General features: G+C 76.5%; 15 protein-coding genes. 9 read left to right on the top strand and 6 right to left on the bottom strand.

Features of this window, described 5'->3' with window-relative positions; genetic code table 11:
- Nucleotides 1-8 precede the first annotated feature (8 nt).
- The 5 genes from ACFU5J_RS03895 to ACFU5J_RS03875 all read left to right on the top strand — a co-directional run bounded on the left by ACFU5J_RS03895 (nucleotide 9) and on the right by ACFU5J_RS03875 (nucleotide 5,841).
- Complete coding sequence (locus tag ACFU5J_RS03895; RefSeq protein WP_430574077.1) at nucleotides 9-611, top strand: TetR/AcrR family transcriptional regulator; 603 nt, start codon at nucleotides 9-11, stop codon at nucleotides 609-611.
- Between the two features lie 117 nt (nucleotides 612-728).
- Nucleotides 729-1,493 carry an ABC transporter ATP-binding protein gene (locus ACFU5J_RS03890; protein WP_430577900.1) on the top strand — a complete coding sequence of 255 codons (765 nt, stop codon included), beginning with the start codon at nucleotides 729-731 and terminating at the stop codon, nucleotides 1,491-1,493.
- Nucleotides 1,490-3,979, top strand: a complete 2,490-nt coding sequence (locus tag ACFU5J_RS03885; RefSeq protein ID WP_430577899.1) for an FtsX-like permease family protein — start codon at nucleotides 1,490-1,492, stop codon at nucleotides 3,977-3,979. The genes ACFU5J_RS03890 and ACFU5J_RS03885 overlap by 4 nt, the downstream gene beginning before the upstream one ends.
- A gap of 9 nt (nucleotides 3,980-3,988) precedes the next feature.
- Nucleotides 3,989-5,209 carry a sensor histidine kinase gene (locus ACFU5J_RS03880; protein ID WP_430574074.1) on the top strand — a complete coding sequence of 407 codons (1,221 nt, stop codon included), beginning with the start codon at nucleotides 3,989-3,991 and terminating at the stop codon, nucleotides 5,207-5,209.
- A complete protein-coding gene (locus tag ACFU5J_RS03875) occupies nucleotides 5,197-5,841 on the top strand; it encodes a LuxR C-terminal-related transcriptional regulator (protein WP_430577898.1) in 645 nt (214 codons plus the stop codon). The genes ACFU5J_RS03880 and ACFU5J_RS03875 overlap by 13 nt, the downstream gene beginning before the upstream one ends.
- Before the next feature lie 9 nt (nucleotides 5,842-5,850).
- Here the strand turns inward: ACFU5J_RS03875 and ACFU5J_RS03870 are convergent, their stop codons facing one another.
- A complete protein-coding gene (locus ACFU5J_RS03870; RefSeq protein WP_430574072.1) occupies nucleotides 5,851-6,735 on the bottom strand; it encodes a sugar phosphate isomerase/epimerase family protein in 885 nt (294 codons plus the stop codon).
- A 110-nt stretch (nucleotides 6,736-6,845) separates the two neighbouring features.
- Here ACFU5J_RS03870 and ACFU5J_RS03865 point away from each other — a divergent pair, with 110 nt between their 5' ends.
- Together ACFU5J_RS03865 and ACFU5J_RS03860 are read left to right on the top strand one after the other, a co-directional pair.
- Complete coding sequence (locus tag ACFU5J_RS03865) at nucleotides 6,846-7,490, top strand: HAD family hydrolase (RefSeq protein WP_430577897.1); 645 nt, start codon at nucleotides 6,846-6,848, stop codon at nucleotides 7,488-7,490.
- Between the two features lie 21 nt (nucleotides 7,491-7,511).
- Nucleotides 7,512-8,504, top strand: a complete 993-nt coding sequence (locus tag ACFU5J_RS03860) for a phosphotransferase family protein (RefSeq protein ID WP_430577896.1) — start codon at nucleotides 7,512-7,514, stop codon at nucleotides 8,502-8,504.
- A gap of 7 nt (nucleotides 8,505-8,511) precedes the next feature.
- Here ACFU5J_RS03860 and ACFU5J_RS03855 read toward each other — a convergent pair whose 3' ends face one another.
- Nucleotides 8,512-9,348 (bottom strand): GAP family protein, encoded by an 837-nt coding sequence (locus ACFU5J_RS03855; RefSeq protein ID WP_430574069.1) that lies wholly within the window; start codon nucleotides 9,346-9,348, stop codon nucleotides 8,512-8,514.
- A 136-nt stretch (nucleotides 9,349-9,484) separates the two neighbouring features.
- On the opposite strand from ACFU5J_RS03855, the gene ACFU5J_RS03850 reads away from it, so the two are divergent.
- Complete coding sequence (locus tag ACFU5J_RS03850) at nucleotides 9,485-10,831, top strand: sensor histidine kinase (protein WP_430577895.1); 1,347 nt, start codon at nucleotides 9,485-9,487, stop codon at nucleotides 10,829-10,831.
- Nucleotides 10,828-11,547, top strand: a complete 720-nt coding sequence (locus ACFU5J_RS03845; protein WP_430577894.1) for a response regulator — start codon at nucleotides 10,828-10,830, stop codon at nucleotides 11,545-11,547. The genes ACFU5J_RS03850 and ACFU5J_RS03845 overlap by 4 nt, the downstream gene beginning before the upstream one ends.
- Before the next feature lie 264 nt (nucleotides 11,548-11,811).
- Here the strand turns inward: ACFU5J_RS03845 and ACFU5J_RS03840 are convergent, their stop codons facing one another.
- From ACFU5J_RS03840 to ACFU5J_RS03825, 4 genes are all read right to left on the bottom strand, one after another.
- Nucleotides 11,812-12,669, bottom strand: a complete 858-nt coding sequence (locus ACFU5J_RS03840; protein ID WP_430577893.1) for a carbohydrate kinase family protein — start codon at nucleotides 12,667-12,669, stop codon at nucleotides 11,812-11,814.
- A gap of 76 nt (nucleotides 12,670-12,745) precedes the next feature.
- Nucleotides 12,746-13,342, bottom strand: coding sequence for a calcium-binding protein (locus ACFU5J_RS03835; RefSeq protein WP_430577892.1), 597 nt, complete (start codon nucleotides 13,340-13,342; stop codon nucleotides 12,746-12,748).
- Between the two features lie 123 nt (nucleotides 13,343-13,465).
- Nucleotides 13,466-13,861: a DUF5655 domain-containing protein gene (locus ACFU5J_RS03830; RefSeq protein WP_430577891.1), complete on the bottom strand. Its 396-nt coding sequence runs from the start codon at nucleotides 13,859-13,861 to the stop codon at nucleotides 13,466-13,468.
- A gap of 45 nt (nucleotides 13,862-13,906) precedes the next feature.
- The gene (locus ACFU5J_RS03825) at nucleotides 13,907-15,844 is read right to left on the bottom strand and encodes an NHL domain-containing thioredoxin family protein (RefSeq protein WP_430577890.1); all 1,938 of its coding nucleotides are present in this window, start codon (nucleotides 15,842-15,844) and stop codon (nucleotides 13,907-13,909) included.
- Nucleotides 15,845-15,851: the final 7 nt, after the last annotated feature.

Genomic DNA, 15,851 nt, shown 5'->3' with positions numbered 1-15,851 from the left:
ATGTCAGCATGCCCAAGATCATCGGGAAGAGCCTGCACGAGCACCGCCAGATGACCCGGCACAAGCTGTTCACCGCGCTGTCGACGTTGATGTCGGAGCGCGGGTTCGACTCCGTGACGCTGGCCGACATCGCGACGGCCGCCGGCGTCGGACGGACCGCGGTGTACAACCACTTCCCCGACAAGGAAGCGCTGCTGCTGGGCTTCATCACCCACGAGACCGAGCAGTACGCGCAGACCCTGGAGCGGGCCCTCGCCGAGGTGGACGACCCCGTGGAGCAGCTCCGGACGTACATCCGCCAGCAGGCCCAGCTCACCCGCGTCTTCCACCTCGCCCCCGGCCCGGACCTCCGTACCGTGCTCTCCCGCACCACGCAGGCGCGCCTGCGCGAGCACGCGGAGATCGTGGAGTCCATCCTCAAGCGCATCCTGCGCGCGGGGATCGCGGAGGGCGAGTTCCCCGAGCAGGACATCGAGCCCACGGTGCAGCTCGTCAACGCGTGCCTCTCCGGCCGGCTCGTGCCGGACGAGCCCGAGGCCCGCGAGCGCGCCGTGCGCGCCACCGAGGCGTTCGTGCTGCGGGCCGTCGGCACCCGCGTCCCCGTCGCCTGACCCGCTCCGCGGACCCTCCCGGCGGCTCCGCCGGGGGCCCGGGGTAGGGCCAGCCCTACCCCGAAGATCATCGCCTGCACGGTGGGGCGCCGACCGGCGCGTCGCAAGACTCGACGCATGACGATCCTCCAGCAGACAGCCCGGGTGAGCCCGGCAGCGGCCGCACCCCCCGCCGTGGTGCAGCTCGTCGACGTGACCCGCGTGCACCCCGGCCCGATCCACGCCCTGCGCGGCGTGACCGTCGGGTTCGGCCGAGGGACGTTCACCGCCGTGATGGGCCCCTCCGGCTCCGGCAAGTCCACGCTGCTGCAGTGCGCCGCGGGGCTCGACCGCCCGACGTCGGGGCGCGTGCACCTCGCCGGACAGGACCTCGGGACGCTGCGCGAGCCGCGCCTCACGACGGTCCGCCGCCGGCACGTGGGCTTCGCCTTCCAGTCGTTCCACCTCGTCGACGCGCTGACCGTGCTGGACAACGTGCTGCTCCCCCAGCGGCTCGCGGGGCACCGGCCGGACCGCGCGTGGGCGCGCGAGCTGCTGGAGCGGGTGGGGCTGGCCGGGCGCGAGAAGGCACGGCCGGCGCACCTCTCGGGCGGGCAGAAGCAGCGGGTCGCGCTCGCCCGCGCCCTCGCCTCCCGGCCGGAGGTCGTGTTCGGCGACGAGCCGACCGGCGCCCTCGACCTCGCGGCCGGCCGCGAGGTGCTGGGCCTGCTGCGCGGCTTCGTGGACGAGCTCGGCGCGACCGTGGTCATGGTCACCCACGACGCGGCCGCGGCGGCCCGCGCCGACCGTGTCGTGCTCCTCGCCGACGGCGCGCTCGCCGGCGAGCTGCACGCGCCCACCGTCGACCAGGTGTCGGCGCGCATGGCGGAGCTGACCCGATGAGCGCCCGTCTGGCCGTCGCGAGCGTCCGGCACCGCCGCGCGTCGTTCGCCGGGACGTTCCTCACGGCAGCCCTGGCGGTCGCCCTGCTCGCCGCCGGCGGCCTCCTGCTGTGGTCGGTGCTCACCGCCGGCCCGGGGGCCGACCGCTTCGCCCGGGCAGACGCGACCGTGGCCGGGGCCCGCGACGTCGCGGTCACCACGACCAAGGACAAGGGCGACAAGGTCAAGACGAAGACCAAGACGGAGCGCCTCACGGGCGCCGAGCCGCTGCCGGACACGGTCGTGCGGGCGGTCGCGGGCGTCCCGGGCGTCGAGTCCGTCGTCGAGGACCACGCCTTCCCGGTGGCCCTCGCCGCGGAGGGGGCACCGGTCGCCGCCCCCGGCGCCGCGACCGTGGCGCACGGCTGGTCCTCGGCCGCGCTCACCCCGTACCGGCTGGTCGACGGCACCGCACCCGGGCGGGGGGAGGTCGTGCTGCAGCGTGACCTCGGGGTCCGTCCCGGCACGGTCGTGCGGCTCACCTCCCGCACGGGCACGCAGGAGCTGCGCGTCGTCGGCGTCGTCGACGGCGACGTGCCCGGTCAGGCCGGGGTGTTCGTCCCGGACTCCCAGGTGCCCGCCCTGTCCGGACTGACCGGACCCACGGCGCTGGCGATCCGGGCCGAGCCTGCGGCGGTCGACGCCGTGGCCGAGGCGGTCGACGGCGCCGCGACGGTCCACACGGGGGCCGACAAGGTCGCCGCCGACCTGCCCGGCGCCGTGCCCGACTACGTCGGTGCCGTCTCCGTGCTCGGCTTCACGCTGGGCATCACGGGGTTCGCCGCGATCTTCGTGCTGACGGGGACGGTCTCGCTGAGCGTGCGCCAGCGGCTGCGCGAGCTCGCCCTGCTGCGGACGATCGGCGCCACCCCCCGGCAGCTGCACCGGATCCTGCGGGCCGAGGCCGCCGTCGTCGCGCTGCTCGCCGCCGTGCCCGGCCTGCCCGCCGGGGTCGCGCTCGCCCACGTGCTGGCCGCCCGGTTCCGCGCGCTGGGAGCCGTCCCGGCGCAGCTCACCGTCGACGTGAACGTGCCTGTGCTCGTCGCGGCGGTCGCCGCCGGCGTGCTCGTCACGACGAGCGCCACCTGGGTCGCCGCGCGCCGGGCCGCACGGATCCCCCCGACCCTGGCGCTGCAGGAGAGCGCCGTCGCGGGCCGGGCGGGGACGGCACCCCGCGTCGTCGTGGCGGCCGTGCTGGTCGCCGGGGCCGTCGCCGTCCTGACCCTCGTGCCGCTCGGCGGACCGTTCGGCATGGGGATGTCGTTCGTCGCCAGCGCGCTGCTGCTGTGCGCGACCGTCGCGGTCGGCCCGCTCCTCGTCGGCGCGCTCACGGCGGCCGCCTCCCGCGCCGTGGCGGTCACGGGACCGCTGGGTCTGCTCGCCGGGTCGCTGGCCCGAGCCGGGAACCAGCGGGTCGTGGGGGTCGTCGTCCCGCTCACCCTCATGTTCGCCCTCAACGCCACCATGCTCCTGAGCGGCGACGTCCAGGCCCAGGTCACGGCGGACCAGCAGGTCGCCCGTTCGGCCCTGTCCGACGTCCGGGTCGCCGCCACCGACGGGCCCGGCGTCCCGCTGGACCGGGCGCAGGACCTGGCCCGGGACCCGCGGGTGTCGGGCGCCGCGGCGACGATCGGCACGCGCGTGGTCGTCACCCGCGACGGCAAGCCGGAGGACTACCCCTCCGAGGGCCTGTGGGCGACGGGCGAGGACGCGCTCGACCTGGGCGTCGTGCACGGCGACCTCGGCGACCTCGGGTCACGGACCGTGGCGGTCAGCGTGCCCCTGGCCCGGGCGAACGGCTGGGCGGTCGGCGACCGGCCGACCCTCTGGCTGGCGGACGGCACGCCGGTCCGCCCCACGATCGTCGCCACGTACACGCGCTGGCGCGGCTTCGGCGACCTGGTCCTCCCGGCGGGCCTCGCGGCCGCGCACGACCCGCGCGGGCTCGTCGGCTCCCTCTACCTGCGGGGCGACGACGTCGCGGCCGTCGTCGCCGACGTGCCGGGTCTCGCGGCGACCGCCGCGGCCGACCCCCGCGCCGGCGCGGCGGACCTGCGCAACCAGCAGGCGGCCTGGGAGCTCATGGTCGTCATCTCGCTGGGCTTCACCGCGATCGCGGTGGTCAACACCTTCGCGGTGTCCACGGCCGCCCGCCGGCGGGAGCTGGGCGACCTGAGGCTCTCCGGGGCCACCGGCCGGCAGGTCCACGGGCTCCTCGACCGCGAGGCGGTCGTCGCGGTGGCGATCGCGCTCGTCCTCGGCTGCGCGGTCGCCGGCGCCGTCGTCGGGACGTTCAGCATCGCCCAGGACGGCCGGTGGCGGCTCTTCGCCGACCCCCTGCGCTACCTGGGGATGGTCGGCGCGGTCGGCCTCCTCGGGATCGTCGCGGGGGCGGTACCTGCCCGGATCGTGGTCGGACGGCGGTCCCTCCCGCTGATCGCGGGCTAGGTTCGTCCCGTGCTCCGTCGCGCCCTCGTCGCGCTTCCCCACCTGCTGGCCACCGTCGTCCTCGCGCCCCTGACGTTCACCTGGGCCCTGGTCACGACGGTGGTCAGCGGTGTGCTGTCCTTCACCTACCTCGCGCCGCCGGTCTTCCTCGCGGCCACGTGGGTCACCCGGCGCCTCGCCACGCTCGAGCGGGTGCGGGCGTCGTCCGTCCTCCGCCGCCCGGTCGAGGTGCCCTACGACCCGCCCGGCGGCGGAGACGTCTGGCGGCGGGGCCGCGCCCTCGTGCGGGACGCCGCCACGTGGCGCGACCTCGCCTGGCTGCTCCTCATGCTCCCCGCGGGGCTCGCGGGCGCGGCGGCCCTGGTCGCGGCCGTCGTGGACGTCGGCGTCGTGCTCGCGCCCGTGTGGTTGTGGGCCGTGCCCAACCCCTCGCTGCCCGCCGTCGCGGACTGGCTCTTCCACACCGTGGCCGGCCGGTTCGTGCTCAGCGCCGCGGGCCTCGCCCTCGCGCCCGTCGCCGCGTGGACCGTCGCCGCTGCCGCGCGCTGGCAGGCGCGGTCCGCCGCGGCCCTGCTCGGCCCGGGGCCGCGCTGGCGGCTGAGCCGTCGCGCGCACGTGCTCGAGACGAGCCGACGACGCGTCGTCGACGCCCAGGCCGCCGAGCTGCGTCGCATCGAACGCGACCTGCACGACGGCGCCCAGGCGCGGATCGTGGCCGCCGGGATGACCCTGGCGCTCGCCGACCGCCGGCTGCGCGCCGCGGGCCAGCCCGCCGACGACGTGCGTGCCGCGCGCCGCCAGCTCGAGGACGCGCTCACCGACCTCCGCCGGCTGGTCCGCGGCATCCACCCGCCGATCCTCACGGACCGGGGCCTCGTGGCGGGGCTCGCCGCGCTCGCGGGCGACGCCCCTCTGCCGGTGGGCGTCACGGCCGGCGCGCTGGGCGCCCTGCCCCCGGCGGTCGAGTCCGCCGCCTACTTCGTGGTCGCCGAGTCCCTCGCCAACGTCGTCAAGCACGCGGACGCCGCGACCTGCGACGTCACCCTGGTACGCCACGCCGACGTCCTGACCGTCGAGGTGCGGGACGACGGCGTCGGCGGCGCCGACCCCGACGGCTCCGGGCTGGACGGCCTCCGCCGCAGGGCCGAGGCGCTCGACGGCCTGCTCGACGTCACCAGCCCACCCGGAGGACCGACCGTCGTGAGGACGGAGCTGCCGTGCGCATCGTGATCGCGGAAGACCTGCTGCTGCTGCGCGACGGGCTGGTGCGCATGCTGACCGACACCGGTCACGACGTCGTCGCGGCCGTGGCCTCGGGCCCCGACCTGGAGGCCGCCGTGGACGAGCACGCCCCGGACCTCGCGGTCGTGGACGTGCGCCTCCCGCCGGACTTCCGTGACGAGGGGCTGCGCGCCGCGCTCGCCGTGCGAGGGCGTCGGCCCGCGATGCCGGTCCTGATCCTGTCGCAGTACGTGGAGCGCGTGTACGCGGCGGAGCTGCTCGCCGACGGGCGCGGCGCGGTCGGGTACCTGCTCAAGGACCGCGTGACCGCCCTCGACGACTTCCTCGACGCCCTCGAGCGGGTGGCGTCCGGGGGCACGGCGATGGACCCCGAGGTGGTCCGGCAGCTCGTCGCCCGCCAGGGCCGTGACCGCGGGGTCGCCGCCCTGTCACCGCGGGAGCGCGAGGTGCTGGGGCTGGTGGCGCAGGGGCTCTCCAACTCGGCGATCGGGGCCGAGCTCCACCTCGCCCCCGCCTCGGTGGAGAAGCACATCGGCAACATCCTCACCAAGCTGGAGCTGCCGCCCTCGGACGACACGCACCGGCGGGTGCGGGCCGTGCTGGCCTACCTCAACGGCTGACGCGGGAGCTCACCAGGCGTCGGCGGGCAGGTGGTGGTGCTCGGCCGGCGGCGGCTGGTACGGCTCCGGGACGGGCGCCAGGTGCGCCCGCGCGAACTTCAGCGCCGCCTGGAGGTCGGCGTGCCGCTCGCTCGCGGTGCGCGCCTTGCGGGTGGAGATCTCGACGACGACGTCGCCGGCGAAGTCGCGCCGCACCAGCTCCTCGAGGACCTTGTCGCAGGCCATGTCGCCGCGGCCGGGCACCATGTGCTCGTCACGCCCGGACGCCGTCCCGTCCGCCAGGTGCACATGCCGCAGCTTGTCGCCGAAGCCGTGCACCAGCGACAGCCCGTCCTGGTGGGCGATGGCGGCGTGCGAGAGGTCGAGCGTGACGGCGTCGTAGTCGTGGTCGGCCGGGTCCCAGCCGGGCAGGTAGGCCTTGAGCTCGCGGTCGCCGCGGGAGCGCGGCTTCCACGGGTACATGTTCTCGACGGCCACGGTGACGCCGCCGGCCTGGTCCGCGCTGGCCACGTTGAGCTCGTGCACCAGCTCCTGGAACTGCTTCGCGTACTTGTACTGCCAGCGGAACGGCGGGTGCACGACGACCGTCGGCGCCCCCAGCTCGCCGGCCATGCCGACCGCCCGCCGCAGCTTGTCCGCCGGGGACCGGCCCCACACGCGCTGGCTGACCAGCAGCGTCGGCGCGTGGACCGACCGGATCGGCACGCCGTGCTCGTCGGAGAGCCGCTGCAGCGCGGCGGGGTCCTGCGTGGCCGGGTCCGACCAGACCATCACCTCGACGCCGTCGTAGCCGAGCTCGGCCGCGACCTCGAACGCGAACGCCGCGCGGCGCGGGTAGACGGACGCGGTCGACAGCGTCACGGGTACGGTCACGTCTTCGGTGGCACCAGCCATGCCTCGCACGATAGCCGCCGCGGCTGGACGAAGGCTGACAAGCGGCTGTCCTCCGACCGCGCACCGGGTGTCGGACAGGTGCCGCACGGGTGCCCGATAGGGTCGCGGCCATGGTGCGTGCGGTGGTGTTCGACGTCGGCGAGACCCTGATCGACGAGACCCGGATCTGGACCCGGTGGGCCGACCGGCTGGGGGTGCCGGCCCTGACCTTCCTGGGCGTCCTCGGCGGCTGCGCGGCCCTCGACCTGTCGCACCGGCACGCGTTCGAGATGGTGCGGCCCGACGTCGACGTCCCGGCCGAGATCGCCCGCTGGGCGCTCGACGACCCGGACGGGCTGCGGGAGAACTTCGACGCCGACGACCTCTACCCCGACGTCCGCGAGGCGCTCGCCGCGCTGCGCGCCGCCGGCCTCACCGTCGTCGTGGCCGGGAACCAGCCGCCCCAGGCCCGCGCCGCGCTGGAGGCGATGGGCCTGCCCGTCGACGCGATCCGCACCTCCGACGAGTGGGGCGTGGAGAAGCCGGACCCGCAGTTCTTCGCGAAGGTCGCCGAGCTCAGCGGGCTGCCCGCCGGTGAGATCGCGTACGTCGGCGACCGCCTCGACAACGACATCCTGCCCGCCGCCGACGCCGGGATGGTGCCGGTGCTGATCCGCCGTGGCCCGTGGGGCTACCTGCACGCCGAGCGGCCCGAGGCGGCGCGCGCCACCGTCGTCGACTCGCTGCTGGAGCTGCCCGCCCTCCTCGCGGCGTGAGCAGCCGCTACGCTCGCGCGGGTGCTCACCAAGACTGAGGTCACCGACGACCAGGTGGTCGCCCTGCTCGCGCCGGTCGGCGCGGTGCGGACGGTCGCGCCGCTGAGCGGCGGCATGTTCGCGAGCGTGCTGCGCGCCGACCTCGCCGACGGCCGGGCCGTGGTGGTCAAGGTGACCGGTGCGGACACCGCCCGGCTGCTGCGCTACGAGCACGGCGTGCTCGGCACGGAGACGGAGGTGGACCGCCTCGGGCACGCGGCGGGGCTGCCCGTGCCGCGCGTCCTGCACGTCGACACGACCCGCGCGCACGTGGACGGCGACGCCCTCGTCACGACGTTCCTCGACGGCGACCTGTGGAGCGCTCTCGACCTCGACGCCGACGGCTCCGCCCGGGCACGCCGCTCGCTGGGTGCCCTCATGGCGCGGCTGCACCGCCTCACGGGCGACCGGTTCGGGTACCCCGCCCCGGAGGCCCGCCTCACCGCCCCGACGTGGCCCGAGGCGTTCGACGCCATGGTGCACGCGGTGCTCGACGATGCCGAGCGGTGGGGCGTCGACCTCCCCGTCGACCGCATCCTCGGCGCCGTCGCACGGCACCGCGACCCGCTCGCGGCCGTGACCACGCCCCGCCTGGTGCACGCGGACCTGTGGGCGGGCAACGTGCTGCTCGACCCGGAGGAGCGCACGGTGGTCGGCGTCCTCGACGGCGAGCGCGCGCTGTGGGGCGACCCGGTGTTCGAGCTCGTCGGGGCGGACCAGCTCGGCGTCGGCGCCGTGGACCCCGACCTCCTCGCCGGCTACCACGACGCGGGCGGCGACCTGGGCGTCGGCGACGGCACCCCCGGGTCGGGCGACCCGGACGCCTGGCGCCGCCTGCGCCTGTACCGGGCGTACTTCGCCTGCCTGCTGGTGGTGGAGCTGCTGCCGCGCGCCTACACCGGCGACTGGGTGGCCGGGCACGAGCGCGCCGCCCGCGCCAACCTGCGCACGGTGCTCGACGAGCTCGACGCCTGACCTCGCGTCAGCCGGTCCAGCCGAGGCGGCCCAGCGCGTTGAGCGTGAGCAGCACCCCGAGGCCTCCGAGCGCCCACCCGGTGAGCTCGGCCGCGTTCTTCGACAGCCACCGCTCCAGCCGGGCCAGGAGCGGCTCGACGACGCGGCGCGCCAGCAGCCGGCCGCCGAGCAGCAGGAGCGCCGGGAGCACCATGACGACGCAGTAGGCGGCCAGCACGCCGACGCTCGCGGTCGTCGTCAGGCCCGACGTCGCGAGGAGGCCGATCGCCGCCAGGTACGGCAGCATCGTGCCGACCTCCAGCGCCACGGCACCCAGCGCGAGGCCCAGCAGGGGCAGCAGCGACGCCTGCGGGGGCGCGGCGGTCGCCGTCGGGAGCAGGCCCGGGACGGCGACGCCCGCCTCGGCGCCCGGCGTGGCGCCCGCCTCGATGCCCATCGCGCGGGCGCGCCAGCGCACGAGCCGCCCCGGCTTCGCCCCTTCCCGCTCGGCGCGGGCGGCGGCCTTCTTGCCGTCGAAGCGGAAGCTCAGCGCGAACAGGCCGAGGCCCAGGAGGAGCTGCAGGATCATCGCGGGCCGGGAGTCCAGGGCGGCGCCGTACCGGTCGAGGACGGCGCCGGCACCGAGCATCACCGCGATCCCCACCGCGAGGTAGAACGCCGCCACCGTGCCGAGGTACGCGAGCAGGCGCGCCGGGCGCGGCCGGCCGGGCGACATCAGCAGCCACACGGGGATGAGGAGGGTGCCGAAGCTGGTCGAGTCCACGAGCGCCAGCACCACGAGCACGCCGGCCATCGCGGCGAGGCCGGCGCCCTCGATGCCGCCGAGGTCGAAGGGAAGGTCCATCCGTCGATCCTGGCGGGCGGCCCGGCCGCGGTCGTCGGCCGAACGAGTGATCCTGCGGGCGCCGCCACGCGGTCGGACGCCGCGGATACTCCGTTCGACCGATCCCCCGCGCCGCCCCCTGTGCTGGGATGGGGCCGTGACGACCGACCACCGCGCGCCGACCCTGCTGGGCCGTGTCGTGCGCGTGTGGGGCGGCGACGACCGGCGCGGCGACGTCGCCACCGCGCTGACGCTGTTCGCGCTGGGCTGGCTCCTGCTGGAGGTGGGGCTCGTCGACCTCTTCCGGGGCGGCCCCCTCGGCGCGACGACGCCGCAGCCGTGGTGGCGGGTCGCGCTCCTCGCCGTCGGGTGCGCCCTCACGCTCGCCAAGCGCTCCCACCCGATGCTGGCGCTCGCCGGCGGCGTCGCGGTCACCCTGGTCGACCTGGCGTGGGGCGGCAGCCTCGCGATCCTGCTCGTGCTGTGGGACCTGCTGTTCGCGGCGGCGATGTGGTCGGGCCCGACGGCGCGCCGGTGGCTGTGGAGCACGGCCGTCGTGCTGAGCGTCGCGGGGGCGGTCGCCGCGGGCGAGGCGACCCGCGACGCGCGCGCCTTCGTCACGATGGGCCTGAACCTGGGCGCGATCCTGCTGGTCCCGATGTGGTGGGCCGACAACGTGCGGCAGAAGTCCGAGCTGGCCGCCGTGGAGCGTTCTCGCGCGGACGAGGCGCGGCGGACCGCGGAGCTGGAGCGCGAGCGCGCCGCCGACCTCGCGCGCATCGGCGAGCTCGACCGGCACGAGGCGGTCCGGGCGGAGCGTGCCGCCATGGCCCGCGACCTGCACGACGTCATCGCCTCGCACCTGTCGACCATCGCGATCCACTCGGGCGCGGCGCTCAGCGGCCCGCCGGACGCCGACCGGGACCGCGGCGCCCTCGAGCAGGTGCGCGCCAGCGCGGTCGAGTCGCTCACCGAGATGCGGTCGATGATCGAGCTGCTGCGCGCCGACGCGCCCCGCGACCCGCTCGCCGCCCCCGGCCGGTTGGACCGGCTGGACGACCTGCTCGGCGCCGCCCGCGCGGACGGCACCGTCGTGACCGTCGACGACCCGGACGGCGTGGCCGGCGCGGACCGCCCCGCCGCCGTCGGGCACGCCCTCTACCGGATCGCGCAGGAGGCGCTCACCAACGCCCGCAAGCACGCGCCCGGGGCCGGCGTCGCCGTGCGTCTGGCCCGCGAGCCGGCGCCCGGCGACGTGGTCGCGCTGGAGGTGCGGAACGCCGCCCCGCCCACCGGCAGCCGCCCCGGCGACGTCGCGTCGGCGGCGCCCCTCAGCGCGGGGACGGGGATGCTCACCATGCGCGAGCGCGCCGAGGCGCTGGGCGGGTCCTTCGAGGCCGGGCCGACCGACGACGGCGGCTGGGCGGTGCGGGCGCGCGTCCCGTCCGGCGCCTTCGACGCGGGCAGGGGCACGGACACGGAGAGCGGGGCGCGGACCCGATGACGACGATCCCGGCCCCCGGCACGGTCCGCGTGCTGCTCGCCGACGACCACGCCGCCATCCGCGCCGGCCTCCGCCTCCTGCTGGACGCCGCCGACGGCGTGGAGGTGGTGGGCGAGGCCGCCGACGGCACCGCGGCGGTGACCAACGCCCGCGCACTGCGCCCGGACGTCGTGCTCATGGACCTGCGCATGCCCGGCACCGACGGCATCACCGCCACGCGGGCGATCGTCGCCGAGGGGCTGGCCGACGTCCTCGTGCTCACCACCTTCGACCTGGACGAGTACGTGGACGGCGCCCTGCGCGCGGGCGCCGCCGGGTTCCTCCTCAAGACGGCGGAGCCCACCGCCCTCGTCGACGCCGTGCGGCGCGTCGCGGCCGGGGACGGCGTGCTCGCGCCCGAGGTGACGCGGCGCGTGCTGGCGCAGCTGACCGGCGGGCGGGCCCCGGCCCGCGGGCCCTCGCCCGCGACCACGACCACGACCACGACCACGACCGACCCCGCCGGCCGGCCCGACCCCCGGCTCGCCGGTCTCACGCCGCGGGAGGTGGACGTGCTCGGCGCGCTGGGGCGCGGGCTGTCCAACCAGGGCATCGCGGACGAGCTGGTCATCACCGAGGCCACGGCCAAGACGCACGTGTCGCGGGTGCTGGCCAAGCTGGGCGTCGTCTCGCGGATGCAGGCGGCGATCGTCGCGCGGGACGCCGGGCTCGCGTAACCCTCGCGGGGCGCGTCGCCGTCGCGCGGCGCGTCGTGCGGCGCGCCGTCACCCGGCAGGGGCTGCTGTTTTTCGCCTCGTCAGCAGAACGGGATCCGTGACCGCCCACCTGTCACCGGTCCGGCCCAGCACGATCTGCGTCCCCAGCCGGATCCGCGCTCGCACCGCAACCATCGCTCCTGGTTCGCTGACGACAGGAAGAACGACACCGCGGTCGGCGCGGCGACACGCCAGGCGACACGCCCGCGGAGTCGGCGCAGGGCGTCAGCCGACGGGCGCGAGGCCCGGGCTGCGGACCACCCGGGCGGCGTGCGTGGCCGCCGCCGACAATGCCTCCGCGACGTCCGCGCCGCGCAGGTGCGCGTCGAGGAAGCCCGCGAAGAACCCGTCGCCCGCGCCGTTGGTGTCCACGACGTCGTCCACCCGCTCGGCGGGGACGTCGACGAAGCCGTCGGCCGTGAGCGCCGTGGCGCCGCGCGCGCCGTGCGTGCAGACGACGAGCCGTGCCCCCGCGGCGAGGCGGCCGGCCATAAAGGCCCGGTGGTCGGGCAGGCGGTCGGAGCTGAGGAACACGTGCGTGCCCGCCTCCGCCCACGGGCGGTGGAACGCGGTGTCGCCGTCGTAGTCGTGCAGGTCGACCCACACGTCGCGCCCGCGGTCGGCCGCCGCCGCGAGCACGGGCAAGGAGTGCACCGCGAGGTCGACGACGATCGCCGCCGCGCCGTCCACGGCCGCGAGCGCCTCGTCCCAGCCCGGCCCGCCGGCCCGGACCTCGCCGGGCGCGCGCAGGTACACCGACAGCCGGCCGCCGGCGGTGTCCATGAGGTTGAGGTGGCTCTCCGTGCGCCCGTCCGGGGCCGGCTCGACCAGGAGACGGACGCCCGCGTCGTCGAGCACGCCACGGACGCGCGCGCCCTCGTCGTCGGCGCCGAGGACGGTGCGCAGCACGACGCCGCGACTCAGGCTCGCGAGGTTGAGGGCCTTGCCCGCGGAGGTGCCGCCCACCGTGTCGTACGCGCCGCGAGCGAAGACGGTGTGCGGCGTCGGGTCCGGCAGGGCGTCCAGGTGGACGATGCGGTTCCAGGACGCGGGGCCGGCGACGAGGACGTCGGGAGTGGTCACGCCGGAACCCTAACGGCCGAGGTCGCGGCGCCGCGTGCGCGGCGCCGCGACCCGGGCAGGGCCCGCGTCGTGGGGCTCAGTCGTCGACGCCGTACCGGGCGTCCCACCGGTCCTCGTCGCGGTCGGAGGCGCTGCCCTGGCGCACCATGTCGGTGCTCGCGCCGCCGCTGACGTGGTCGCTGCCGCGCTCGCCCTCGACGAGGTCGTGGCCCTTGCCGCCGTACAGGCGGTCGTCGCCGGAGCCGCCCTCGAGGTGGTCGTTGCCGGTCGACCCGCTGATCCAGTCGGCGCCGCTGTCGCCCTCGAGCTCGTCGTGACCCGAGCCGCCGTAGATGCGGTCGTCGCCGCGTCCGCCGTCGACCTCGTCGTTGCCGCTGCCCGCGCAGATGACGTCGTCGCCGCCGTTGCCGTCGATCTCGTCGGCGCCGCCGCGGGCGACGATGACGTCACGGCCCGAGGTGCCCTCGATCTCGTCGGCCCGGTCGGTGCCGACGATCGTGGCGCGCAGACCCGCGCAGGTGGGCGTCGCCGCCTGCGCGGACGACGCGAGGGCCGCGGTGGACAGGCCCGCCGCGGCCAGGGTGGCGAGCGACAGCGCCGCCAGACGGCGGGTGCGGGTGGGGCGAGCCCCTCGGGTGCTCGCTGCCGGGGTGCGTGCTGACTGGGTGCTCATCGTCGGACCTCCGTGTCGTTCCGGTATGGACACGACGACCGTCGCCCGCGGCGATGAGCCGTTCATGGGGCGCAGATGAGGCCCCTCTCATCCGGGGGGCCCGGGGTCGGAGGCCGCCCGAGGTCAGAGGCCCACGTGCTCGCCCGCGCCGACGGCGTACGCCTCGCGCAGCCACCCGGCGAAGGCGTCGTCGAGCTGGTCGAGGTCGGTGAGGCGGAAGTAGTGCACGAACAGGCGCTTGGTGTAGGGCTTGGCGTTCGTGATGCGCGGGTCCTCGACCACGCGCTGCAGGTCCAGGTACCCGCGCAGCATGTCGGGGCGCGGCACGACGCCCGCGAAGCCGCGCCGGGTGCCCTTCAGCGTGATCGCCGACCGCGAGACCGAGAGCGTGAACGGGCCGATCGCCTCCGCCCGCTCCATGAACGCGCGGTAGAGCTCCAGGGTCGCCTCGGGACGGCCCTCCAGGTGCCGGTCGACCGTCCACGGCGACTCGGCTTCATCCTCGGTGACGGGGGTCATACCGAGACGCTACGGCGAGCCCCCGACAGGCGCCGGGCCGGGGGCTCAGCCCCGCAGCGGCAGGACGAGGGTCGCGTCGCCGTCGGCGGTGACACGCACGGGCACGCCCCAGTCCTGCTGGGCGAGGTGGCAGGCGGGGAAGACGTCCGGGTCGGGCTCCCCGTCCGGGCCCAGGGGCACGACGTCGCACGACGCGGCCTTCGCGGTCACGTGCAGCACGCCCTCGGCCACGTCGGGGTTGACCACGAGCACGCGGTCGAGGTCGGTGCCGTCGCCCGCGCCGTCGAGCAGCAGCTCCGGCGGCGTGGCGCTGACCCGCAGCTCCGTGGACGGGCCCCAGCGGTCGTCGAGCTTCTGCCCCGGCGCGGGCGCGAACGGCACCTCCAGACGCAGCTCCCCGGCCGTGACCTCGGTCGCCGGCCGTGCCATGCGGTGCGCCCCGCCGTCGAGCACCTCGCCCGCGACGTCCGCCGGCAGCGCCACCCGCGTGAGCCGGTGCGCGGCGGACTCCACCACCAGCAGGCGCACGCCGTCGTCGGCCGTCTCGACGAGCACGTCGCTCGGCTCCGCCAGGCCGGTGGCGAGCGTCGTGACGACGCCGGCGGCCGGGTCGTAGCGCCGCAGCGCGCCGTTGTACGTGTCCGCGACGACGACGCTGCCGTCCGGCAGGGCCGCCACGCCCAGCGGGTGCTGCAGCAGCGCCTCGCCCGCCGGGCCGTCGCGGTGGCCGAAGTCGAACAGCCCCTGCCCGACCGCGGTCGTGATCGTGACCGACCCGTCGTCGGCCGGCGCGACCCGGCGCAGGGCGGACGTCTCGGCGTCGGCCAGCCACAGGGCGTCGCCGGCGTGCGGGCCGGTCGCCGCCGCCAGCCCGGACGGCTGCGCGAACCACGCCTGGTCGCCCGGGCCGTCCTCCAGCCCCTCGTTCATCGTCCCCGCGAGCAGCCGGACGGCGCCCTCCAGCGGGTCGAACGCCCACAGCGTGTGGTGGCCCGCCATCGCGACGACGAACGCGCCGAGCCGCGGCGACCAGGCGACGTCCCACGGCGAGCTGAGGCGGACCGCCTTCGCGGGGTGGGTCGCGGCCGCGTCGAACGGCCCCGTCGGCCCGACGACGTTCTCCTGCCCGCCCACCATGAACTGCTCGCCGGTGCCCGCGACGGTGGTCACGCGGCCCGTCGTCAGGTCGACCCCGCGCAGCACGTGGTTGACGGTGTCCGCGACGAGCACGTCGTACCCGAGCGCGGGCCGCAGCTCGTCCGGGACCTGGCAGAGCCCGTTCGGCTCGCTGAACGCCGCGTCCGCGGGGCCGCCGTCCACCAGCCCGCGCTCGCCGGAGCCGATGCGCCGCACCAGCGTCTCGCCGTCGGGCGCGAGCTCCGTCAGGGCGTGGTGGCCGGCGTCCGCGACGAGGAGGTTCCCGCCGGGCAGCGCCACCGCCTTGGCGGGGAAGCGCAGCGTGCTCGGCGCCGGCGCGGGCGGCACGTACGGGCCGTCGCCGCGGTGCAGCGTGCCCTTCGCGTCGTGCTCGGCGACCAGCTCGTCGACGATCGCCTCGATCGCCGACGCGTGCCCCTCCCCCGCCATCTGCGCCACGACGTACCCCTCGGGGTCGACGACGACCAGCGTCGGCCAGGCGCGCGCCGTGTACGCGCCCCACGTGACCAGCTCCGGGTCGTCGAGCACCGGGTGGTGCACCTCGTACCGCTCGACGGCGGCGGCCAGCGCCACCGGGTCCGCCTCGTGCGCGAACTTGGGCGAGTGCACGCCGACGATCACCAGCTCGTCGCGGTGCCGCTCCTCCAGCTCGCGCAGCTCGTCCAGCACGTGCAGGCAGTTGATGCAGCAGAAGGTCCAGAAGTCGAGGACCACGACCTTGCCGCGCAGGTCGGCCAGGGTGACGTCGCGGCCGCCGGTGTTCAGCCAGCCGCGGCCGACCAGCTCGGAGGCGCGGACGCGGGGAAGGCGGGTGGAGGAAGTCACCCGAGCA

Source organism: Isoptericola sp. NPDC057559 (assembly GCF_042801555.1).
GTDB lineage: Bacteria > Actinomycetota > Actinomycetes > Actinomycetales > Cellulomonadaceae > Isoptericola.
This window is presented reverse-complemented; position numbering and strand designations above follow the sequence as displayed.